This is a genomic window from Kitasatospora sp. RG8 (assembly GCF_017813315.1).
Classification (GTDB): domain Bacteria; phylum Actinomycetota; class Actinomycetes; order Streptomycetales; family Streptomycetaceae; genus Kitasatospora.
This window is the reverse complement of record NZ_JAGIYX010000002.1, coordinates 512,601-532,487: the sequence shown is the minus strand read 5'-3', so window position 1 is coordinate 532,487 and position 19,887 is coordinate 512,601. Positions and strand designations below refer to the sequence as shown.

General features: G+C 75.5%; 19 protein-coding genes and 1 pseudogene. 9 read left to right on the top strand and 11 right to left on the bottom strand.

The window, feature by feature from the left end; genetic code table 11:
* The first annotated feature begins 65 nt into the window (after positions 1 to 65).
* Both J5Y04_RS05200 and J5Y04_RS05195 read left to right on the top strand, forming a co-directional pair.
* Positions 66 to 719: a 4'-phosphopantetheinyl transferase superfamily protein gene (locus J5Y04_RS05200; RefSeq protein WP_209410565.1), complete on the top strand. Its 654-nt coding sequence runs from the start codon at positions 66 to 68 to the stop codon at positions 717 to 719.
* A complete protein-coding gene (locus J5Y04_RS05195) occupies positions 716 to 1,099 on the top strand; it encodes a barstar family protein (protein ID WP_209410564.1) in 384 nt (127 codons plus the stop codon). The genes J5Y04_RS05200 and J5Y04_RS05195 overlap by 4 nt, the downstream gene beginning before the upstream one ends.
* A gap of 304 nt (positions 1,100 to 1,403) precedes the next feature.
* On the opposite strand, the gene J5Y04_RS05190 is transcribed toward J5Y04_RS05195, so the two are convergent.
* Positions 1,404 to 2,336 (bottom strand): polysaccharide deacetylase family protein, encoded by a 933-nt coding sequence (locus tag J5Y04_RS05190; RefSeq protein WP_245204244.1) that lies wholly within the window; start codon positions 2,334 to 2,336, stop codon positions 1,404 to 1,406.
* 206 nt (positions 2,337 to 2,542) lie between these two features.
* Here J5Y04_RS05190 and J5Y04_RS05185 point away from each other — a divergent pair, with 206 nt between their 5' ends.
* From J5Y04_RS05185 to J5Y04_RS05175, 3 genes are all read left to right on the top strand, one after another.
* Entirely contained in the window at positions 2,543 to 3,394 is an 852-nt protein-coding gene (locus tag J5Y04_RS05185; RefSeq protein ID WP_209410563.1) for an SMP-30/gluconolactonase/LRE family protein, read from the top strand.
* Positions 3,395 to 3,507: 113 nt separating this feature from the next.
* Positions 3,508 to 5,160: a CehA/McbA family metallohydrolase gene (locus J5Y04_RS05180; RefSeq protein ID WP_209410562.1), complete on the top strand. Its 1,653-nt coding sequence runs from the start codon at positions 3,508 to 3,510 to the stop codon at positions 5,158 to 5,160.
* Positions 5,161 to 5,304: 144 nt separating this feature from the next.
* Complete coding sequence (locus J5Y04_RS05175; protein WP_209410561.1) at positions 5,305 to 5,823, top strand: ATP-binding protein; 519 nt, start codon at positions 5,305 to 5,307, stop codon at positions 5,821 to 5,823.
* A gap of 112 nt (positions 5,824 to 5,935) precedes the next feature.
* Here the strand turns inward: J5Y04_RS05175 and J5Y04_RS41380 are convergent.
* The 4 genes and pseudogenes from J5Y04_RS41380 to J5Y04_RS05155 form a co-directional block, all read right to left on the bottom strand.
* A pseudogene (locus J5Y04_RS41380) lies at positions 5,936 to 6,196 on the bottom strand (TerD family protein); the annotation flags it as partial.
* A 497-nt stretch (positions 6,197 to 6,693) separates the two neighbouring features.
* Positions 6,694 to 7,053, bottom strand: coding sequence for a hypothetical protein (locus tag J5Y04_RS05165; protein WP_209410559.1), 360 nt, complete (start codon positions 7,051 to 7,053; stop codon positions 6,694 to 6,696).
* 74 nt (positions 7,054 to 7,127) lie between these two features.
* The gene (locus J5Y04_RS05160; protein ID WP_245204243.1) at positions 7,128 to 7,466 is read right to left on the bottom strand and encodes a HEAT repeat domain-containing protein; all 339 of its coding nucleotides are present in this window, start codon (positions 7,464 to 7,466) and stop codon (positions 7,128 to 7,130) included.
* A 12-nt stretch (positions 7,467 to 7,478) separates the two neighbouring features.
* Positions 7,479 to 8,996 carry a hypothetical protein gene (locus J5Y04_RS05155; protein WP_209410558.1) on the bottom strand — a complete coding sequence of 506 codons (1,518 nt, stop codon included), beginning with the start codon at positions 8,994 to 8,996 and terminating at the stop codon, positions 7,479 to 7,481.
* A 218-nt stretch (positions 8,997 to 9,214) separates the two neighbouring features.
* Here J5Y04_RS05155 and J5Y04_RS05150 point away from each other — a divergent pair, with 218 nt between their 5' ends.
* Both J5Y04_RS05150 and J5Y04_RS05145 read left to right on the top strand, forming a co-directional pair.
* Positions 9,215 to 12,091 (top strand): hypothetical protein, encoded by a 2,877-nt coding sequence (locus tag J5Y04_RS05150; RefSeq protein WP_209410557.1) that lies wholly within the window; start codon positions 9,215 to 9,217, stop codon positions 12,089 to 12,091.
* Between the two features lie 168 nt (positions 12,092 to 12,259).
* Complete coding sequence (locus J5Y04_RS05145; RefSeq protein WP_209410556.1) at positions 12,260 to 13,150, top strand: MinD/ParA family protein; 891 nt, start codon at positions 12,260 to 12,262, stop codon at positions 13,148 to 13,150.
* A 31-nt stretch (positions 13,151 to 13,181) separates the two neighbouring features.
* On the opposite strand, the gene J5Y04_RS05140 is transcribed toward J5Y04_RS05145, so the two are convergent.
* Together J5Y04_RS05140 and J5Y04_RS05135 are read right to left on the bottom strand one after the other, a co-directional pair.
* Positions 13,182 to 13,688 (bottom strand): DinB family protein, encoded by a 507-nt coding sequence (locus tag J5Y04_RS05140; RefSeq protein WP_209410555.1) that lies wholly within the window; start codon positions 13,686 to 13,688, stop codon positions 13,182 to 13,184.
* Positions 13,689 to 14,098: 410 nt separating this feature from the next.
* Positions 14,099 to 14,782, bottom strand: coding sequence for a Tat pathway signal sequence domain protein (locus J5Y04_RS05135; protein ID WP_209410554.1), 684 nt, complete (start codon positions 14,780 to 14,782; stop codon positions 14,099 to 14,101).
* A gap of 289 nt (positions 14,783 to 15,071) precedes the next feature.
* On the opposite strand from J5Y04_RS05135, the gene J5Y04_RS05130 reads away from it, so the two are divergent.
* Together J5Y04_RS05130 and J5Y04_RS43900 are read left to right on the top strand one after the other, a co-directional pair.
* Positions 15,072 to 15,881 carry a class I SAM-dependent methyltransferase gene (locus J5Y04_RS05130; RefSeq protein ID WP_209410553.1) on the top strand — a complete coding sequence of 270 codons (810 nt, stop codon included), beginning with the start codon at positions 15,072 to 15,074 and terminating at the stop codon, positions 15,879 to 15,881.
* Positions 15,878 to 16,120: a pentapeptide repeat-containing protein gene (locus J5Y04_RS43900; RefSeq protein ID WP_209410552.1), complete on the top strand. Its 243-nt coding sequence runs from the start codon at positions 15,878 to 15,880 to the stop codon at positions 16,118 to 16,120. Before J5Y04_RS05130 ends, J5Y04_RS43900 begins: the two co-directional genes overlap by 4 nt.
* On the opposite strand, the gene J5Y04_RS05120 is transcribed toward J5Y04_RS43900, so the two are convergent.
* From J5Y04_RS05120 to J5Y04_RS05105, 4 genes are all read right to left on the bottom strand, one after another.
* The gene (locus J5Y04_RS05120; protein WP_209410551.1) at positions 16,051 to 16,698 is read right to left on the bottom strand and encodes a hypothetical protein; all 648 of its coding nucleotides are present in this window, start codon (positions 16,696 to 16,698) and stop codon (positions 16,051 to 16,053) included. The genes J5Y04_RS43900 and J5Y04_RS05120 overlap by 70 nt on opposite strands.
* A gap of 28 nt (positions 16,699 to 16,726) precedes the next feature.
* Entirely contained in the window at positions 16,727 to 17,122 is a 396-nt protein-coding gene (locus tag J5Y04_RS05115) for a hypothetical protein (RefSeq protein WP_209410550.1), read from the bottom strand.
* 185 nt (positions 17,123 to 17,307) lie between these two features.
* Complete coding sequence (locus J5Y04_RS05110) at positions 17,308 to 18,426, bottom strand: alpha/beta hydrolase family protein (protein ID WP_209410549.1); 1,119 nt, start codon at positions 18,424 to 18,426, stop codon at positions 17,308 to 17,310.
* 176 nt (positions 18,427 to 18,602) lie between these two features.
* Entirely contained in the window at positions 18,603 to 19,424 is an 822-nt protein-coding gene (locus J5Y04_RS05105) for a trypsin-like peptidase domain-containing protein (RefSeq protein ID WP_209410548.1), read from the bottom strand.
* Between the last annotated feature and the right edge of the window lie 463 nt (positions 19,425 to 19,887).

Below are 19,887 nucleotides of genomic sequence, written 5' to 3'. Positions count from 1 at the left end.
CCCACCGCGGGGGCCGACCGGGTTAGGCTCGTCCCGTCCGCACGGCACACACTCAGGGGGGACCTGTGATCGGCGAACTGCTGCCCGGATCCGTCGTGGCGGAGGTCGCGTACGACGACCCGCCGCAGGCCCGGCTCGAACCGGCCGAGGAGGCCGTCATCGCCCGCGCCGTCGGCTCCCGCCGCCGCGAGTTCACCACCGTCCGCCACTGCGCCCGCCTCGCCCTCGGCCGCCTCGGCGTCCCGTACGTCCCCCTCGTCCCCGGCCTGCGCGGCGCGCCCGGCTGGCCCGACGGTGTGGTCGGCAGCCTCACGCACTGCGCCGGCTTCCGCGGCGCCGCCGTCGCCCACGCCGGCGACGTCGTCTCCCTGGGCATCGACGCCGAGCCCGCGCTCCCCCTCCCCGAGGGCGTCTTCGAGGCCATCGCCCTCCCCGACGAGCAGAAGCGCACCGCCGAGCTGCTCGCCGAGCACCCCGACACCCCCTGGGACCGCCTCCTCTTCAGCGCCAAGGAATCCGTCTACAAGACCTGGTTCCCCCTCACCCGGCTCTTCCTCGAATTCAGCGAGGCCGACCTCACCTTCCGCCCCGACGGCACCTTCCACGCCGAACTCCTCGTCCCCGGACCGGTCGTCGACGGCCGGCGCCTCGGTTCCTTCGACGGGCGCTGGACCGTGCGCGACGGCCTCCTCGCCACGGCCATCACCGTCCTGCCGTGACCGTCACCTACGTCCTCGACGGCACCCGGATCGGCACCCTGGAGGACTTCTGGGCCGAGGCCGGCCGCTCCATCGGCTGCGGCGGCTACTTCGGCCGCAACCTCGACGCCTTCGCCGACTGCCTCCGCGGCGGCTTCGGCACCCCCGAGGACGGCGACTACGTCATCGAGTGGCAGGACCACGAGACCTCGCGGCGCAACCTGGGCCACCCCGAGACCGCCCGCCAACTGGAGCTGATGCTCGCCCGCTGCCACCCCACCCACCGTGAGCGGGTGGCCGCCCGCCTCGCCGAGGCCCGCGCCGGACGCGGCCCGACCGTCTTCGACTGGCTGGCCGACATCGTCGAGGACGAGCTCCCCGGCGGCCTGCGCCTGCGCTGACCTCCGGCCGCGCGCCACTGGCCGGTGCGCACGGGCCGCGCGCCGTCGGCCGGTCCGCACGGGCCGCCCGACGGTGCCGTCCCGGGGCCGTTCTGGCGGCCACGCCATCTGCGAGCTGCGACCGTGCTGCGCAGCGGCCTCGCAAGGGGCCGTGGCCGAAACGGCGGGCGGGCCCGACCGCACCCTCGTCGTGGACGTACACCCGTAGGGCGGCCCACCCCGGCTCACCCCGGACCGGACCGGCTCACCCGGCCCATCCCCGACCGGCCCCGCCGGCGGCCGGGCCGGACGGCAGGCCGACGGTTCAGCCCAGCACGTCCGAGAGGCGGGTGAAGCGGCGGCCGGCGGCGAGGAGGGGCGGGAGGGCGGCCGCGAAGCCGGGGGCGGTGCCGCCGCCCGGGTGGTTCAGGTGGGCGATGACGACGGCGCCCGGCGGGGTGGCGGCCACCTCCTCGCGAACCTGGGCGGAGCTGAAGGTGGCGCCGGCGTCGGCGTTGACCGTGAACCCGGCGACGCGTTGGCCGAGGTCGGCGGCGATCCGGGTGGCCACGTCGTCGTAGTGGGCGGTGCCGGAACGGAAGAAACGGGGCGGCCGGCCGAGCAGGGCGGTGAGCTTCGCGAGGTTCCCGGCGACCTCGTCGTACGCCTCGCCGGCGTCGCCGGTGCCGGCGATGCCGTAGGCGGAGCGGCCCGTGACGGAGAGCGGGCGGTGGAGCGTCCCGTGGTTGGCGATCTCGAACAGGGGGTCGCCCGCGAGGCTCTCGAACTCCGCCGGGTTGGCGTCGATCCAGCGCGCGTTCAGGAACAGCGTGGCGGGCACCTCGTGAGCACGCAGGAACTCGATGAGGTCGGCGTCGTAACCGGAGCCGCCGGGGCCGCCGCAGGCGTCGAAGGTGAGGGCGGTGGCCTGCTCCCCGGCCGGCAGGGAGGTGAGCACCCCGGTCACGTCCAGGCCCCATTCGGAGGGCTCGACGCCCGCGTACCTGGCCGTCACGTCGGCCCGGTCGACCGGCGTCGCGGAGGTGGCCGGCGCCCCGGACGCGGTGGCGGGAGCAGCGGCGGGACCAGCGGCGGCCTCCGGGCCCGTGGACGGCTCGGGTTCAGGAGCGGTGGGCGGCAGCGGGCCGGCCACCGGGGCCGCCGCCGTCACCCGTCCGGCGGGCTCGGCGGCCGGCTGACACCCCGCCAGTGCGCTGCCGGCCGCTGCGATCAGCAGTGTCCGCCGACTCAGCGACATGCCCACCTCCACATACATCCGACATTCCGATCATCTGTTTCTATGAACCGATCGATCGTCACCCGCCGCAACCGCACCCCGGCTGCCCCGGCCCGTCTCGTCCCCAGCCGTCCCCCGCCGTCCCCAGCCGTCCCCCGCCGTCCCCCGCCGTCCCCCGCCGTCCCCCGCCGTCCCCCGCCGTCCGGCCATCCGCGCAGGGAGTCCCGATGCCCGCCACCCCCTCCCCCCTCCTCACCGGCCTCGCCCTCGGCGAGTCACCCCGCTGGCACGACGGCCGGCTCTGGGTCTGCGACTGGGGCGCCCAGGAGCTACTCACCGTCAGCCCCGACGGCACCGCCACCGTGACCGCCCGCGTCCCGTCGTTCCCGTTCTGCATCGACTGGCTGCCGGAGCCCGACGGCCGCCTGCTCGTCGTGGCCGGCGGCGACCGGCGGCTGCTGCGCCGCGAGGCCGACGGCACGCTCGGCCCGTACGCGGACCTGCGGGCGGTCTGCGACCGGCCGTGGAACGAGGTGGCCGTGGACGGGCGCGGCAACGCGTACGTCAACTGCATCGGCTTCGACCTGATGGGCGGCGAGGCTCCGGGGCCCGGACTGGTCGCGGTGGTCACCCCGGACGGGGCCGTCCGGCAGGTGGCGGGCGACCTCGCCTTCCCCAACGGGATGGCGGTCACCCCGGACGGCTCGACCCTGATCGTCGCCGAGTCGTACGCGGGCCGGCTCACCGCGTTCACCATCGCGGCCGACGGGGGCCTGACCGACCGGCGGGTCTGGGCGGCGGTGGAGGGTTCGGCGCCGGACGGGATCAGCCTCGACGCGGAGGGCGCGCTCTGGTTCGCGGACGTCCCGGGCCGCTGCTGCGTCCGGGTGCGCGAGGGCGGGGAGGTGGTGCAACGGGTCTCGCTGGACCGCGGGTGCTTCTCGTGCGCGCTCGGCGGTCCGGACGGCCGCACGCTCTACCTGACCGCCGCCGAGTGGCCGCCGCCGGCGGACGCGCGGACCGGGCAGGTGCTGGCCGTGCCGGTGGACGTGCCGGGTGTCCCCGGGCTCCTTCACTGACCCGCCGTGCGCCGGTGGGGCCCGGCTCACCGGGGGTTCACCGGCGCGGGTAGGGAGGCGGGCGAGCCGGCCGGGAGTCCGCCCGCCGCCGCTGCCCGAGACCGGAGGCCCCGATGACCGACCGTGACGACCCGCAGCCCGGCCGGCGGCCGGACGGCCGACAGCCCGACGACCAGGGCCCCCCGTCCGACCGGCCCGCCCCCGCGCTCGACCGCCGTGACCTGCTCCGGACCGGTCTGGCCACCGGCGCGGTCACCGCGCTCGGCCTCGCGGCCACCGCCGGACCGGCGCAGGCGGCGGACGCCGTGCCCGACCGGACGGTCACCCTCACCGGCCATCTCCCCACCGGTGCGCCCGACTTCGTGTACCTGCCGTTCGACGTGCCGGACGGCGTACGGGAGATCGCCGTCGCGTACGGCTACGACAAGCCGTCCGTCCCCGCCGGCACACCCGGCAACTCCTGTGACATCGGCCTCTTCGACGAACGTGGCACCGACCTCGGCGGGCGCGGATTCCGCGGCTGGTCGGGCGGGTTCCGCACCGAGTTCACCGTCGCCCGCGACGGGGCGACGCCCGGCTACCTCCCCGGCCCGATCCGCCCGGGGAGGTGGCACGTCGTCCTCGGCCCGTACCAGGTGGCGCCGCAGGGGCTCGACTACCGGGTCACCGTCACGCTCCGGTTCGGCGCGCAGGGGCCCGAGTTCACCCCCTCCTACCCGCCCGAGCGGGCGCGGGGCCGCGGGCGCTCCTGGTACCGGGGCGACTGCCACCTGCACACCGTGCACTCCGACGGTCGCCGGCTGCCGGCCGAGGTCGCCGCGGGCGCGCGGGCCGCCGGGCTGGACTTCATCGTCTCCACGGACCACAACACCACCTCCTCGCACGGCGTTTGGGGCCCGCTGGCCGGGCCGGACCTGCTGATCGTGCTCGGCGAGGAGGTGACCACCCGCAACGGCCACTGGCTCGCGCTCGGCCTGCGGCCGGGCCGGTTCGTCGACTGGCGCTACCGTTCCCGCGACGAGGCCTTCCCGCGCTTCGCCCGACAGGTCCGCAGCCAGGGCGGCCTGGTGGTGCCCGCCCACCCGTACTGCCCGTACGTCGCCTGCCAGTGGAAGTTCGGCTACCAGGACGCCGACGCGGTGGAGGTGTGGAACGGGCCCTGGACCTACGACGACGAGTCGGCGGTCGACACCTGGGACGCGGGGCTCGCCGTCGCCCTGCGGGAAGGACGCTCCTGGCTACCGGCCGTCGGCAACAGCGACGCCCACAGTGCCCCGCAGGTCATCGGCTCCCCGCACACCGTCGTCCGGGCCGAGGACCTCACCCGTGACGCCGTCCTCTACGGAATCCGGGCCGGACGCAGCTGGCTCGCCGAATCGGCCGCCGTCCACCTGGAGTTCACCGCCACCGGGCACGGCCGGCAGGCGGGCATCGGCGAACAGCTCACCGTCCCCGCGGACGCCCCGGTGGACGTCCGTCTCGCCGTCTCCGGCGTGCCCGGCGGGACGGTCCGCTTCCTGACCGACGAGGGCCAGCTGCACCAGGAGTCGCTGCCCGCCGACGGTGCGGGAACCGTCGTCTGGCGGACGACGGCCTCGCTCGCCGCGTTCGTCCGGGCCGAGGTCCGCCACCCGAAGGCCGACGGCACCCCCGGCCGGGGCAACTCCATGGGCCCCGACCTGCCGTGGGGCCCGATGGCGGCGCTGACCAACCCGATCGTCCTGCGGCCGCACACCCCGGTGCGGGAGGGGTCCACGGATCGGTAGGGGGGAGGACTCGGGGTACCACCGTGGACTAGGTTGATCTCCGACAGCAGTCAGTCGTTGGGGCGAGGCGCTCGGCTGTCCGTACCCGGGTCAGACCCGCTCCGGCACCCCGTCCGTCCCCGGCCCGCGAAGGGATCAGCAGCCGTGAACCGAACGACCGTAGGCGGGCCGGAGATCGGGGGCCGGCGGGGCGCCGGCGGCGTGGTCGTGCTCGCCGACCCGGCCGGGGCCGGGAGCGGCACGGTCGCGCCCCTGCTGGCGGACGCCCTCCACCCGAGCGTGCACCTGCGGGCGGACGACTTCCAGCGGGCGGTCCGCCAGGGGTACGTCCCGGCGCACCTGCCGGAGGCGCAGCGGCAGAACACGACGGCTCTGGCGGCCACCGCGCAGGCGGCCTTCGCGTTCGCCACCGGCGGGTACCAGGTGGTGGTGGAGGCCGCGGTCGCGCCGACGGCGCTGGACGCGTTCCGCCGCGAGAGCCGCACCACCGGGGCGGCGCTGCACTACGTGGTGCTGCGGCCGGCGGGCGCTTCCGCCGAGCCGGGCGAGCCGGGCGGCGTGCCGGACCGGCACACGATGGACGCCGCACCCGTCGCACCGGAGGCGGCGGCGGAGGCCGTGCTGGCCGGGTTGTCCCGGAGGGTGTTCCTGCTGGGGTGGTGACGTCGTCCGCCGCCGCCCCGGGCCCGGCCGGCCGGACGGCAGCAGCACCCCGGCGGGGCGGCAGCGGGGTGACGGCGGCACCCCGGCGGGTACCGCCGCCGCCCCGGGCCGCTCAGCCCTCGACGTCCACCCCGTAGCCGCGGGCCAGCTCGTCGAGCCCGTGGTCGAAGCCCTGCCCGACCGCACGGAACCTCCAGGAGCCGCCGCGGCGGTAGATCTCGGCGAGCAGCAGGGTCCGTTCGGTGGTGGCGGCGTCCAACGTGGCCTGGACGATCGGGCGGGCCCGGGTGTCGCCGGCCGGCGCGATCTCCACCGCGCCGCCGTCGCCGAAGGTGGCCGAGCCGTCGATCGCCGCCGCGATGACGACGCGTCGCGCCGGGCGGCCGACTCCTCGCCCCGGGCGGCGGGGCCTCGCGCCGGAGGCTGCGCGGCGTTCCCGCCCGAAGTGGCGGGGCGGCAGGTGCGCGCCCGGGGCGTCGCACCGCGCGAGGCCGGGTGCTCCGGCGACCGTCCTCCCACAAGGACGGCCGTCGGAGCACCCGATCCCGGCTCCCGCCGGGGCGCGGGAGCCGGGGGGACCGGGAGCCGGACCACCCGGCGGGCGGGCCACCCCGGCGGGCGGACCGTACTCCCGGACGGCTGAACCGGCGCCCGCACGGGGGGTCAGGCGCCGGTGGCGTTGCCGCCACCCGGTACTACGGACGGGAGCACCCGCACGGTTCACCGGTTCCGCAGCCCGCCTTCCGATCGGTGGCCGCGGGGCACCGGGCACCCCATCCGGGTGCACGCCCGAACCCTGTCCCTGTCCGGCCGATCACATGTGAGGCCCTCCCCGGCTCCGGTAGGCCCGGGGCCCACTTCTTCGAGGAGTCAGCAGATCCGGTCCGGGGACGGGAGCCGGGTGATCTGGTCATCGCCCCAGCCGTAGACCTCCAGGTTGGACAGGTAGCCGTCGTAGGCGAAGACCATCGCTCCGCCGACCGGCTCTCCGTCGGCGTCGAGCACCGTCCCGTCGGCAACGGGATTGCCGGTCACGGGCGCGGACGGCACCGCTGCCCTGTCCAGGCCGAAGTCGATGCTGGCGCAGGAACACGGGCAGCGGCCGATGACGCGCAGGTGTGGGATCTGCGTGAGCAGGGCCCGGTTGACCGGCTGGTCCTCCTTGAGGAGAGCCTCAAGGAGGAGAACGGCTTCTGCCGGCAGTGGATCGCCCGTCGTGCTGGTTTCCATGCCCTGACCCGATCATCCGACCGCCCGGAGGGTCAAGCCGAAAACCAGGGGCGAGGACCGTGCTGTCGCCCGAGTCACCCGAGCGCGCGTGGGCCGGTTCGTTCGTGGAAGGGTCCTCCGGGGATGAACCGTCCCGCCTTCTTCCGGACCACCGGGTTCGGGTCCTGGGCGTGGGACGTCTGCAAGGCTGCGACGGCCCGGGCGTCGGTGCGGGAGAACCTGCCGACCAGCTCGGCGGCCGTCGCCCGGACCCCCGGGTCGGGGTCGGAGGCCAGGTGCCGCAGTGCGGGTTCGAGGACCCGGTCCGCGCCCGGTGCTCTGGCGTCACCGTTGCGGCGGTCGCAGGCAAAGGCGTGGAAGGCGGCGTTCCGAACGGGCCCCAGACACCAAGGCCTCCGCCACCCAGGCCCCAAGAGCCCCAGGCCCTAGACGCCCAGGCCCGTCACGCGGAGGAAGCCGTAGGCGGGGCCGATTACGACGCGTCGGGCCGTCAGGCCGTCCTGGGGGTCGGTGATTCCGCGGGCGGCGAGTTCGGTGGTGATCAGGGCGGCCACCTCGGCGGCGGTCTGCTGCGTCGGGGTCTTGAACTCGGCCTTCCACCGCTTGCCGGACGGCTGCCAGCCGTCCGCCGTCATCGCCGCCGCGACGGCTTCCGGGTCGCCGGGGCGCGAGCCGACGCGGAGCAGGACACCCTTGTCCTGGTCGTAGGCGAAGGAGAGCCCGCCGCTGATCCGGCGGTCGGCGAGGGAGAAGGTGGCCTTCTCCCCAGGGCACTGGACGGGAAGCTGCTCGATCCACGCGGCCAGCAACAGCTCCAGGCCCTCGCGCAGGTGCGGCAGGGTACCGGCGAGGCGGCCGCCGGGGAGACGGTCGGCGAGGTCACCGGGACCGCTCACGTGCAGCTGCCAGCTGTACGGCAGCAGGTGGAAGTCGCTCCGGCCGTCCGCGCCGCCGCTGGGGCCGCCGTGGGCGAAGGTGCCGTACTCCTCCTCCTCGACCTCCTCCGCGGGGGCGGTTTCCAACCAGACGCTCCGGCGGTCGGCACGCAGGCGCAGCAGCCGCACGGCGGACTCGCCGGCCTCGCGCCAGCGCGCGTCCGGGCCGTCGGGACCGCCGCCGTGGAGGGTCGGCTCGCCGAGGACGCCGCAGACGGCGCGGTAGACGGCGCCGAACACGTCCCGCCGGTGCTCCAGCGCGGGCGCCTCGTCGAAGCGGTGCAGGACCAGCCGGTTGTAGCGGCCGGCCGGTTGGCCCGCGCCGAGGAGGACGGGTGTGCAGGCGGGGTCGGCCGTGCGGATCTCCGTGCGGGCCTCCGTGACGTCGGCCGTCCAGCCGGGGACGTCGGCGGCGATGCGGGCCACCGTGTCGTGCTCGCAGACGCCGCCCGGCGCATCGTGCAGTAGTGGGGCGAACGCGGCTATCACGGCCGGGAGTTCGGGGCTGATGTGCTCGGCGGCGACGGTCACGGGGTGGACGGCCAGCCAGGCACGGCGGTCATTGGTCTGGAGCAGCAGGGTGCGGTCGGCGGACTGCCAGCGCAGGCCGAAGCCGTCGGCCGCCGTGGGCACCGGCGTCGGCGTGCCGACGGCCGCCAGCGCCTCGGAGAGCCGCTTCAGCTCCGCCCGGCGCTCCTCCTCGTCGCCCCCGGGCGTGAAGTCGAGCAGCCACAGCCGGGCGATCCGGTAGCGGGGCTGCTTGGGCACGACGGTCTGGAAGTACAGCTCGGGGCCGAGAGGCTCGAAGAGTTCACGGGGCTCCATGCCGAGCACCACGCCGTCCGGGAAGATCCGCCGGATCTTCCAGTCCGCGTGCTCCGCCATCATGCGGTCGACGTCGGGCCGGCTCCAGGCGCCCCAGTCGAGGTCGTGCAGGGTCCGCACCAGCTCGACGGTGGCAGGCAGGCCGGTCCGCCAGGTCACGGAGGAGGGGCTCGGTTCGCTCATGAAACGGATCATCGCAGGTGCCACCGACAGCGCCGCCGGACCCGCACGGTCCCCGTCCCCACGCGGTCCGCACGCCCGCACGGCCGCACGGCCCATCTCCCGGGACGCCCGCACGATCTGTACGCCCGCGCGCCCGCACGCCCGCACGATCCGTACGGTTCACATGCTCACGCGGACGAGGTGAACCCCCGACCGGGTCCGGGCCGTTTACCAGGACGATGAGCGTCCCTCCCAGACCGCCCGGCCCCGCCGTCCCCGCCGCCCTGGCGCCGCGTCGGCTGTTCGGGCGTCGCTGGCGGCCGGGGGATCCGCAACTCTCCCAGCCGGTGCTGTCGGCGCCCGCGCACCCGTCCGCCGTCCCGTGTGGCGCCGAACTCCGGCTCGTCGGAGCGCACTTCGTCATCGCCCCGGCCTCGGCCGACGACGAGGAGCTGTCGGCGGCGGTCGGCTCGCTACCGCCGCTGCCGGGGAGCCTGATCGTGGTCGCCGCCGCCCCCGACGCGGCGGTCGTGCTGCGCGACCGGATGGCCGACCTCGGCGTGGTCGCCCGTGCCCGCGGGGCCGGCACGCTCGTCGTCGCCGCGTCCGGGCTGGCCGCGCTCGCGCCCAACGGCCGCCGGCCCGCCGAGCTGGTCGCCGAGCAGGCGGGCGTGCCGGTGGTCGCCCCCGACGGGCTGGTGAGGATCACCCCGGACGGCGGCCTCGCGCTCACGACCCCCGACGGCGCCCCCGAGCCGACCTCCTGGTGGCACTGCGTCCCGGGCGCAGCACCGCAGCGGCTGGCCGGAACGCCCGGCGCCACCACGGCCGAGCCCCGGGCCACCACCCACGCCGTCGCCCGAACCGCGACGCCTCCGGCCGCCCGAACCTCCACACCTCCGGCCGCCCGAACTGCCCCGGCGGCCCGAACGTCCGGGAGCCCCACCGCCCAGGTGCTGCGCCTGCCCGCCGGGTTCTGGCTCACCCACCCGGCGGCCCCGCCCGCCGGCCCGTTGCCCGGCCTCGGGCTGGCCGCCGCACCGCCCGGCACCGTCGTCCTGCTGGTCGGCACCCCCGCCGCGCCGCTCCTCCTCCCCGAGGAGTTCGCCGACGCCGCGGTCGCCCTGCCCCTCGACGCCGCCCGGCCGCTGGTCAGTGCCCCCTGGGCCGCACCGGACGAACTCACCTCGCTCACCGGCGCGTTGGCCACCCGGCTGGCCCGGCCGGTGCATGCCGCGATCGGCCTCCCGGTGCTCGGCGAGGGCGGTCCCACGTCCCGCGTCCTGGACGCACAGGGGCAGGCCCGCTGGGAGCCGTACCTCCTGCGGCTCGCCACGGCCCCCGGCCAGGGCACCACCCCGGCCGCGTGGCGCAACGGCGGAGCCGACTGGCGGACCGACGGACCGGCCGTCTTCGCGGCCTTCCCGTACTGGGCGCTGGAGGCCGTCCCTGCGGGCCTCTGGCTCCGCCCGGAGCCGCCGCACGTGCTCACCCCGCGCTTCCGCCGCCCCGAACCGGCCCGCCCGCTGCTCATCATCGGCGAGCGGGACCGCCCGGTGGAGCCGGACGTCTTCGAGGAGCTCGGCGCGCTGCTCGACCGTCTGCCGACCGCCGGCGCCGAGGGGTTCGGCCTGCTCGTCCACGGACTGCTGGAGCCGTCCGCCGAACGCGTCGGGCGTTTCGTCGCCCGGATGCACGGCCTGGAGTGGCTCGGGCCCGACCCGGCCGTGGCCGGGCCGCCGGGCGTGGTGCCGGTCTCGTACGGGGCCCTGCCCGGGGCGGCAACGACCGGTACGGCGCCGACCCGAGTGGCGCCGACCCGAGTGGCACCGACCGAAGTGGCACCGACCGAAGTGGCACCGACCGGTGCGCCTCACGCCGTCCTGAGCACTCCCGGCGCTGTCGCCCCCGCCGCCCCCGCCGCCGTCCCCGCCCCGGCTCCCGGGGTCGACCCCGGCCCCGGGCGCTTGGCCCTGCCCGCTTCCCCGGCCACCACCGATCCCGCACCGCTTCCCGAGCCGGCTCCCCTGCCGGCCCCGCCCGCCCCGACCGCCGTCGCCACCAGCAGCACCAGCGTTACCGCCACCACCACCAGCGTTACCGCCAGCAGCAGCCCTGCGCAGCCGTCCGCACCGGAGGAACCTGAGGAGCCTGAGGGGCCGGAGGAACCGGAGGAACCGACCCCGCCGCCGGCGACTGCTCCGGACCCGACCGCCGAAGCCCCGCGCGAACACGCCCCCGCACCCCGCCCCGAATCGGCTCCCCGCCCGACTCCCCCACCGACTCCCCAGCCGGTTCCCCCACCGGCCCGCCTCTACCGCCCGGAGGAGTTCGCCGCCCCCGTCGCCGTCAGCAGCGCCGCCGACCGTGAAACCGTCCGGGCCCTGCTCGGCGAGCACTACCAGCGGTGCACCGGCCGGGTGGACCAGGCCGCCACCCGGCTGCCCGCCCTGCGGTCCACCGCGAAGGACGACACCAGGCCCGACCTCGCCGCCGTCCTGCTGTACCACGGCGACACCGGAGTCCCGCTCGGCCGGGCCGAGTTGACCGCGGCGGCCCGGGCCGGAGCGCCCGCACCGCCGGCCGCCTTCCTCCGCTGCCTCGGCTCCGGCCTGCGCCGCCTCCCGAGCCACCACGGCGCCGTCCTGCTCGCCGCCGATCCCGGACTCGATCCGGCCGGGGTGGTGGACCACTATCCGGTCGGGCGGGAGCTCATGGAACCCGCCCCGGTCGCCGGCCTGACCGCACCGGCGGCCGAACTTCCGGGCGTGTCCGTCGAGTTCGTCATTTGGTCGGCCACCGGCCGCCGCACCACCGCGTTCGGCAACGCCGACGACGAGCCGCAGGCGGTGTTCACCCCGGGCACGACGTTCATCGTCATCGGGGTGGCGGAGGCCGACCCGTCCGGCCGTCCGGCCCGGGTCCTGCTGCGCGAGTCCGTCGGCCTCGCGGGCGCCGACCCGGCCGAGCGCAACCACAACGCCCTGGCCAGACTGAACGGTTGGCTGGAGCGGCGCGACCTGCTGGCGCCGGCCGAACGGCGCCTGGTCACCCGCCCCGAACGGTTCCACCTCACCCCGGGCGTCGAACTCCCCTCCTCCGCCGGGGCGGTGTGACCCGGCGCCGTCGAACCACGGCCTGCCACCCCCTCCCGCCCTCGCCCCGAGAGCACGGTCGTGCCCGGTCGGGCACCGGCCGAACGCCCCGACACTGAACTGACCCGCGCCAACGCGCCGTAGAGCAGGGTGGAGAGTGCGCCGCAGACCGCGTCCGAAGGAGAGAGCATGAGGACTGCCAGCCCCGCCCCCGCACCGGCAGCCGCCCGCATGCCGGCCTCCGCTCCCGGGCGGCGGCGCAGCACGCTGGACCGCCTGCGCTCCGGCGAACGCCGGTGCCGCGAGCATCTGCGACTCATCAGGTCCCCGCTGCAGGGGAGTTGCCGGGTGGCCGTGGTGGGTGCCAAGGGCGGCGCCGGCAAGACCTCGCTGGTGCTCACCCTGGGCGCGATGCTGGCCGCCGAGCGCGGCGAGCCGGTCGCGGCGGTCGACGCGGGGTCGCACAGCGGCTCGCTGGGCCGCCGGATCCGGCGGCGCACGGAGGCCGGGATCGCCGACCTGGCAACTGCCCGGCACCCCGCCGACCTCGACCGGTACGTCTCGCCGACGCCGAGCGGACTGACGGTGCTCGCCGGGCCCGACCGACCGGGGGCGCTCTCCGACGCCGGCTACGTCTCCGCCCTGGACCTGCTGGCGCAGCGGTTCCCCATCACCCTCACCGACTCCGGCACCGGCCTGCTGGACGACCCGATGCGCGGGGTCCTCGGCCTGGCCGACCAGTTGGTCCTCGCCACGACCCCGGGCGTGGACAGTGCGGGCAGCGCGGCAGCGACCCTCGACTGGCTGCACGCGCACGGCTACGGGGAGCTGGCCGCCCGTTCGGTCACCGCGATCTCGGCGGTTCGCGGGACGGCCCGGCCGGTCGAATCCGCCGAGCTGCGGGCGTACTTCGGCGCCCGCTGCCGGGGCGTGGTCGAGCTGCCGTTCGACGAGCACCTGGCGGCGGGCGCCGAGTTCGACCCCGGCCGGCTCGGCCTCCGCACCCGCGCGGCCGTGCGCGAGCTGGCCGCCCTGGTCGGCGCCGACCTCTGGCGGGCGGGGCGGCCCACCGGGCGGTGAACCGGCGGGGCCCCCGGTCTCTCCCCCGCCCCTACGCCCCCACCTCGCCGTCGATCGACTCGCGCAGGAAGTCGGCGTGCCCGTTGTGCCGGGCGTACTCGTGGATCAGGTGCAGCATCACCAGGCGCAGCGACACGTCGGCCTCCCACTTCGGCATGTAGCCCGTCACGTCCAGCGACTCCGCCTCCCGCTCGATCCGGCGGGCGTGCCCGACCTCCTCCTCCCAGGCCGCGAACGCCTCCGCCCGGTCGGCGTCGCGCGCGTCGTAGGCCGCCTGGAAGTCGCGCTCCGGGGACCAGACGAACGCGATGTCCTCCTTGTTGATCACCCGGCGGAACCACGTCCGCTCGACCTCGGCCATGTGGCGGACCAGCCCCAGCAGGGAGAGCGTGGACGGCGGGCTCGACTGCCGCCGCAGCTCGTCGTCGGTCAGCCCGTCGCACTTCATCGCCAGCGTCGCCCGGTGGTAGTCCAGGAAGGCGCGCAGCATCTCCCGCTCGCCCCCGGTCAGCGGCGGCGCGATCCGTTCGGTGGCCATGGTGGTCTCCCCTGTTCATGGTCGGCGGGCCCGCTCCGGCCCCGCCGCCCCGTCGGAGCCCCAGTCTCCCCCAGCCCCGGCGGCACCCGTCCGCGGGGAGCGGCGCACCGGCCACCGCCGGCGGCCGTCGGCCCCCACGGTGATCCACATCGCCCGCCACACCCTGAGCCCCGGCCGGGCACAGCATTCCGCCCCGCCCGGCGGGCCGAAGGCGTACGCGCCCGAACTGTCACCCGGACCGGCTAGACCGGGGCCGGCACCGCGCCCGCCACTCCACGGCCCCACCGCCACGGAGCCGCCCGCCCGGTCCCCGCGGAGCGGTCCCGCCTGCCGGTGTGCGCGCCCGACCGACCGGGCCGGGTACCGGGCTCGTTGCCGGGCTCGGTACCCGACCGGGTCTGCCGGGTCGGTCAGTTGACGTCGACCGCGGGGCTGCCCGCCCGGCTGGTGTCGGCGACGGGCCCGTAGGTGGCCGAGAAGTAGCCGTCGGCGGGGCACAGGACCGATCCGCCGCTCTTGACGAAGTGCTCGTTGCGGAAGACCAGGCTGTGGGCGGCGTTGTCGGCGCTGCCCGTGAAGGCGCCGCTGAGCTGGTAGCTGCAGGTGAGCGTGCCGAACCACGAGTTCAGCACGGCCGTGGCCTGGATCGGTCCGGCCGTCCCGGAGGTGACGGCGACCGGGTTGCCGGCGGAGTCGCCGACGGAGACGGTGTAGGGGAGGTTGCCGACGGTGAGGCTCCGCACCGAGGTGACGCCGGTGACGTTGCTGGTGCACGAGCTGAAGGTGTGCCCGGTCAGTGACTCCGTCGCCGTCCCGGGCGCGGCGGGGTTGTCGAGCACCTGCGCGGTGAGCTGCGAGACGCCGCACGTCACCCCGGTCGATCCGGCGGCGGTCGAGTAGAACGTGGCGCGCGTGTTGGCGGCCAGCGGCGCGGCGAGTACGTCGCCGACCGCGACCGGGGTGCCGCCGGCCCCGCCGGTGGTCAGCACCGCCCCGGCGGCCACCGTGCCGCCGGGGGACGCGGATGCGGGGGCGGCGCCGACGGCCAGCGTCGCGGCGACCGCGGCCAGTGCCAGACAGGTGCGAGTGCGCATGGGGAGCCTCTTTCTCGGCGAGGGGGGGCGAGAAGACGAACGTCCGGGGCCGTCCGAACAGTTGGGGGAATCGGTCGGCCCACTACGTTGTAGAGCCGTGTCCATGCACCGTCAATCCATCGCGCAGTACTTGCTGACAATTCGTCAACAACAGGTCCGTCGAGCCCGCCCGAACTGTCGTCCCGAACCCGCACAATCCACCCGCACGTGGCGTTCGGCCGCGATCCCGTTTGGGTACGTACTGCGGCGCCCCCGGAGCCGGGGCAACGACCGCGAGGAGACCGCGACCATGAACCACGACCGCATTCCCGCAACCGTGCGACAGACCTACGGCGCCGGCGATCTCGCCATGGCGGCCAGCTTCGCCGGCGGCTTCATCAACTTCGGTGACTGGCACGGGATCGACACCAGGTCACCGGGCCCGGAGGAGCGCGTGCGCAGCCAGGAGCAGCTGTACCGGCGGGTGCTGGGCGCCTTCCCGGCGCCGGCCGAGGGGCTGCGGCTGGCCGAGGTGGGCTGCGGGCGCGGGCTGGGCGCGGCACTGGCCCTGCGCGAGTTCCGGTTCGCCGGGGTGACCGGGGTGGACATCCATCCGGACCAGGTCGAGCGCGCCCGCGCGGTCAACGCCAAGGCGCTGGCGACGTTCCCGGACCGGCTGGCCTACACCCTCGGCGCGGCCGACGAACTGCCCTTCCCGGACGGCTCGCTGGACGGCGTGTACTCCGTCGAGGCGGCCCAGCACTTCCGCGAGCTGACCGGATTCGCGCGCGAGGCGGCGCGGGTGCTCCGGCCCGGCGGGCGGCTGGTGGTGACCACGTTCTTCAGCTCCGGACCGGAGGTCGCCGAGCGGCTGAGCATCCTGCTGGCCAGCTTCGCCGACGGCCTGGACGTGGCGCACCCGCTCAAGGACTTCACCGCCGATCTCGCGGACGCCGGCTTCGGGAACGTCTCCGCCGAGTCGATCGGCGAGCACGTCTGGCCCGGCCTGGACCGCTACCTGGAGGACACCGTCCCGCCGGGCCACTGGGCGCGCAACTTCCTCACCGCCTGGCAGAGCGGCCTGCTCGACTACCACGTCGTCACCGCCGACCGCACGTGAGTCTGGCGGGCGCGAGCCTGACGGGCGCGAGCCTGACGGGCGCGAGCCTGACGGGCGCGAGCCTGACGGGCGCGAGCCTGGCGGGCGTGGACCGGCCGGGCGGCTCGCGGCGGCGACGGCCCGGCCCCCGCGGCCCCGCCGCCGCGTCGCCGCGCTGCCCCCGCACGGCTCAGCCGAGGGCGGCCTCGATGCGGGCGGCCAGGTCCAGCACCGCGTCGGCGCGGAGCGACCACCCGTGAGCGGCGGCGCGGTGCAGGGTGCGCAGGAGGAGCACCGACCCCTGCTCCCCGGGCAGCGGCTCGACCGCCAGCAACCGCTCGACCGACCAGGAGTGCGAGGCGTCCGGCCCGGCCTCCAGCGGGGTGAGCGCGTTCGCGTCGGCGACCAGCTCGCGGTCCGCGTTCAGGCGGCCCGCGACCCCGGCGTCGCCTTCGAAGGACGACGGACCGAAGCGCCGGGGCGCGCTCAGGGCCGTACGGGCTGGCACTGACCGGGTCAGCGGCACGGCGTAGAAGAGCTGTCCCAGCCCCAGGCTGCGGCGGACCAACGCCCGCCCGACCATGAGCGAGGCGCGCAGTTCGAACGGCCTCGGCGCCCGGGCGTCCACGTAGACGTAGCAGAGCGTCGGCGCGGGCATCCCGCTGAACCGCTCGCGCGGCGGCAGCAGGCTGCCGGCCGGGACGCCGGTGCTGTCGGAGGGGAGGGTCACGGCCACGGGCGGGCGGGCGAGGCCGAGTTCACGGCCGAGCACCCCGGAGAGGTCGGCGGTCACGCGGTCCGGGTCGGCGTCCCGGCCGGTCCAGAGGGCGGCGGGCATGGTGGTCTCCTCGCTTCGGTCGGGGGCGTCAGCCGAGCCCGACGATCTCCTGACGGACGCGCGCCGCTTCGTCCGGCCGGCCCGCGGCGGCGAGCAGCTCGCCGAGACGGGCCAGGGCGGCCTGCCGCTCGGCCAGGAACCGGCCCTGCCGCACCTCGGTGAGCCGGCGCCAGAGATCGGCGGCCGCCCTGGCCGGGTCGAGGGCCTCGACCGGCCTGCCCTGGCCGACGAGCTCGTCACGGCTGCGGTCGGCCTCCCGGGCCTGTCGCAGCAGGGTCTGCGAAAGGTCCTCGACCGGCGCCGGCGCGGCGGCCTCGGCCCTGGCGACCCGCCTGCGGCGGACCAGGACGCTGAGCCCCCCGACCAGTGCGATCAGCCCACCGCTGAGTGCGCCCGAAACCAGCTTGTGCATCAGATCGTCCATGGAGTCCTCGCTTGGTCGTGCGGGCCGGAGCCCGGGAAGGAAGTGCAGTTCGGGAGGGAAGGTCAGTTCAGGAAGGAAGGAAGGAAGGAAGGAAGGAACTGCGGGTCGGGAGGGAGTGGGTGCCGCTCCGGCCGGGGCCCCGGCAGTCGGTCAGGCCGGGGCCCGGGCCGGAGCCGCTGCCGCGGTCAGCCCGCCGCGGCGAAGGAGGCCTGGAGCCGGGGGACGTAGTCCGCCAGGGCGGGCGCCCAGCAGCCGTAGTTGTGGCCGCCGTCGCACCCGGGGGCCAGCGAGCTCCCGTTGCCGTAGTCGACGAACCGGCTCGGCAGCCCGAGCTGGTCGAGGCGCGCCTTGACGTTGTTGGCGGCCATCTCGGTGAAGTGGTCGATCGGCCCCTGGTTGCCGGTGTAGAGCGTGATCTCCGCCCCGGCGAGCTTCGCCAGGTTGGCCTTGGCGGCGGGGTTGACCTCGTTCCAGACGTGGTCCGCGTTGAAGACGGGGTACGGAGAGCCGAAGATCGCGTCACTGTCGGTGTAGGGGCCGTAGCCGGTGCACCGACCGGTGCCGGCCGGGCTGGAGGTGCTCACCGCGCACCAGGCACCCGTGACGTTGAGTTCGGTGGCCAGGACGGCCGCGCGGATCTCGGCCATCCCGAAGTCGATGCCGCCGGACAGCGACGCGGTGTGGCCGAACAGGTCCGGACGGGCCTCGGCGTAGTGCAGGGCGCCGTAGCCGCCCATCGACAGGCCGACGACGGCCCGGTGGCCCCGGTCGGCGACGGTACGGAGGTTGGCGTCGATGAAGGGGACGACCTGGTTGAGGTGGAACGCCTCCCAGTTCGCCGCACCCAGGGCGGTGTTCTGCATGAGCCAGTTCGCGTACCAGCCCTTGAGGCCGCCGTCCGGCACGACGGTGATCATCGAGTCCGAGTGCAGGGCCGGCGCCGCCGCCGCGTCGTCCACGTTGCCGCCACCGCCGTGCAGGAAGTACGCCACCGGCCACCGCTTCCCGGGCTCCGCGGCGTAGCCGCTGGGCAGCAGGATGCGGATCCTGTGCCGGCCGGACAGCTGCGGGGTCGTCACGGTGATCGTGAAGTCGGTGCCGGAGTGCACCTCGGTGGCGCCGACGACCTGGGTCAGGCCGTAGCCGTCGGTGAAGGCCGGGACGGCAGGTGCGTCGGCGTGTGCGTCGGCGTGTGCGACCGGCCCGCCGAGGGCGACCACCGTGGCCGCCAGCGCCGTCGCGGCGGCGGTCGCGGTGGCACGCATCGCGGCGCGTACGCGCGCACCGGACAGTATGGATGTCATGAGGGTTCTCTCCGTCGAGGGGGTGGGTCGGGCTTGTTGGCCGGGTGGTGACCCGGGCACGTGCCCGCGTGCCCGGGTCACCACCCGGCCGGATGCTCAATTGGCCGGATACTCAGGTGGCCGGGTGCTCAGGTGGCCAGGTACTCAGGTGGCCAGGTACTCCAGCGGCCGGGTGCTCAGGTGGCCAGGTGGAAGCCGGCCCCGACGCCGCCGTTGGCGGTCAGCTCGTCGATGATGCTGAGGATCGACGAACTGTGCTGGGCGCCCCAGGCGTTGCCGACCAGCGCCGTCCCCGACACGACCGGGGAGCCGGAGTCGCCACCGTCGGTCCAGATCAGGTGGGTGAACCAGATGCCGTTGGTACCGATCCTCATCCCGCAGGTCAGCCCGGTCCGGTGACCCTGCTTGCACATGCGGGTCCCCACCGCGGGCGGGGCGCCGATCGACCTGATCGTCACGCCGCCGACGGTGTCGGTCGGCACCACCCGGCTCTCGTCCAGCTTGATCACCGCGTAGTCGAGCCCCTTGGGCCCGCTGTTGAGCAGGTTGTTGGGCGTGCTGACGTACGTCACCTCGCCGATCGCCCCCGTCGCCAGGTCGGGCCGGCTGTCCGTGAGCGGCGCCGGGGAGAACGCGCTGCCGGCGGGCGAGGTGTCCCGGTACACCTGCGAGCCGACGAGCTTGTTGCCCTGGTCGTCGATGAAACAGTGGGCGTTGGTCAGGGCCACGAGGTTGCCGGCGGCATCGCGCCCGACGGCGGTGAGGGTGCAGACGTAGTAGCTCTGGGGGTTCTCCGGGCTCGGAGCGATGCGGAAGATGATGCCGGTGCCGCCGCCGATGGGCGTGCGCGTGTCCGTGACACCGGCGGTTCCCGCGGCCGCGGTGGTACCCGCGGGGGCGGTGGAGGCGGGCGCCGCCGCACCGGCGGACGGCGCCGCGGCGAGCGTCAGGCCCGCCAGCACGGCGGCGACACCAAGAGCACGTATTTTGCGAAGCATGCGGTCACTTTCCTTTACGAGGACGAAAGCGGGCGGAACACCGGTCGCGGAGCCACCCGAACACCTGGTCCGGCAGGACGAATTCACTCGGGGAGATCCGGAACTAACGGCGGCACGACGCCGCGAGAATCAGCAACAGGACCACGAATCCCAGCGCCGGCAGACATCCCGGTCCGCGGTTCGGGTCACTCCGATTGATCTCCACGCTGCCGCCCGGAGGAATTCCCGGGTGATGTTTGGCGTAGTGCTGGATCTGCTGTTCCTCGCTCTCCGACTGGGGGAGCCACGCGGTCTTGTACCCGCACTCTCCGCACCAGTGGCGGTACGCCATATCGGCTCCTCTCTCCAGGTTCGGGGGCGACCGGACACCACTGATGCTGGCGTTCGCGCTGGCCGGCGAACAGGCCATGCACCGGCCATCCGTGGCCGGTGGTCACGGTAGGCTCGCCGAAGGCCGTACTCG

Bases quoted from the DNA above. Each gene is read 5' to 3' on its own strand.
- J5Y04_RS05110 (WP_209410549.1), bottom strand. From the start codon at position 18,426: ATGACATCCATACTGTCCGGTGCGCGCGTACGCGCCGCGATGCGTGCC.
- J5Y04_RS05165 (WP_209410559.1), bottom strand. From the start codon at position 7,053: ATGGAAACCAGCACGACGGGCGATCCACTGCCGGCAGAAGCCGTTCTC.
- J5Y04_RS05155 (WP_209410558.1), bottom strand. From the start codon at position 8,996: ATGAGCGAACCGAGCCCCTCCTCCGTGACCTGGCGGACCGGCCTGCCT.
- J5Y04_RS05130 (WP_209410553.1), top strand. From the start codon at position 15,072: ATGAACCACGACCGCATTCCCGCAACCGTGCGACAGACCTACGGCGCC.
- J5Y04_RS05150 (WP_209410557.1), top strand. From the start codon at position 9,215: ATGAGCGTCCCTCCCAGACCGCCCGGCCCCGCCGTCCCCGCCGCCCTG.
- J5Y04_RS05145 (WP_209410556.1), top strand. From the start codon at position 12,260: ATGAGGACTGCCAGCCCCGCCCCCGCACCGGCAGCCGCCCGCATGCCG.
- J5Y04_RS05120 (WP_209410551.1), bottom strand. From the start codon at position 16,698: ATGCCCGCCGCCCTCTGGACCGGCCGGGACGCCGACCCGGACCGCGTG.
- J5Y04_RS05105 (WP_209410548.1), bottom strand. From the start codon at position 19,424: ATGCTTCGCAAAATACGTGCTCTTGGTGTCGCCGCCGTGCTGGCGGGC.
- J5Y04_RS05135 (WP_209410554.1), bottom strand. From the start codon at position 14,782: ATGCGCACTCGCACCTGTCTGGCACTGGCCGCGGTCGCCGCGACGCTG.
- J5Y04_RS05115 (WP_209410550.1), bottom strand. From the start codon at position 17,122: ATGGACGATCTGATGCACAAGCTGGTTTCGGGCGCACTCAGCGGTGGG.
- J5Y04_RS05190 (WP_245204244.1), bottom strand. From the start codon at position 2,336: ATGTCGCTGAGTCGGCGGACACTGCTGATCGCAGCGGCCGGCAGCGCA.
- J5Y04_RS05180 (WP_209410562.1), top strand. From the start codon at position 3,508: ATGACCGACCGTGACGACCCGCAGCCCGGCCGGCGGCCGGACGGCCGA.
- J5Y04_RS05185 (WP_209410563.1), top strand. From the start codon at position 2,543: ATGCCCGCCACCCCCTCCCCCCTCCTCACCGGCCTCGCCCTCGGCGAG.
- J5Y04_RS05140 (WP_209410555.1), bottom strand. From the start codon at position 13,688: ATGGCCACCGAACGGATCGCGCCGCCGCTGACCGGGGGCGAGCGGGAG.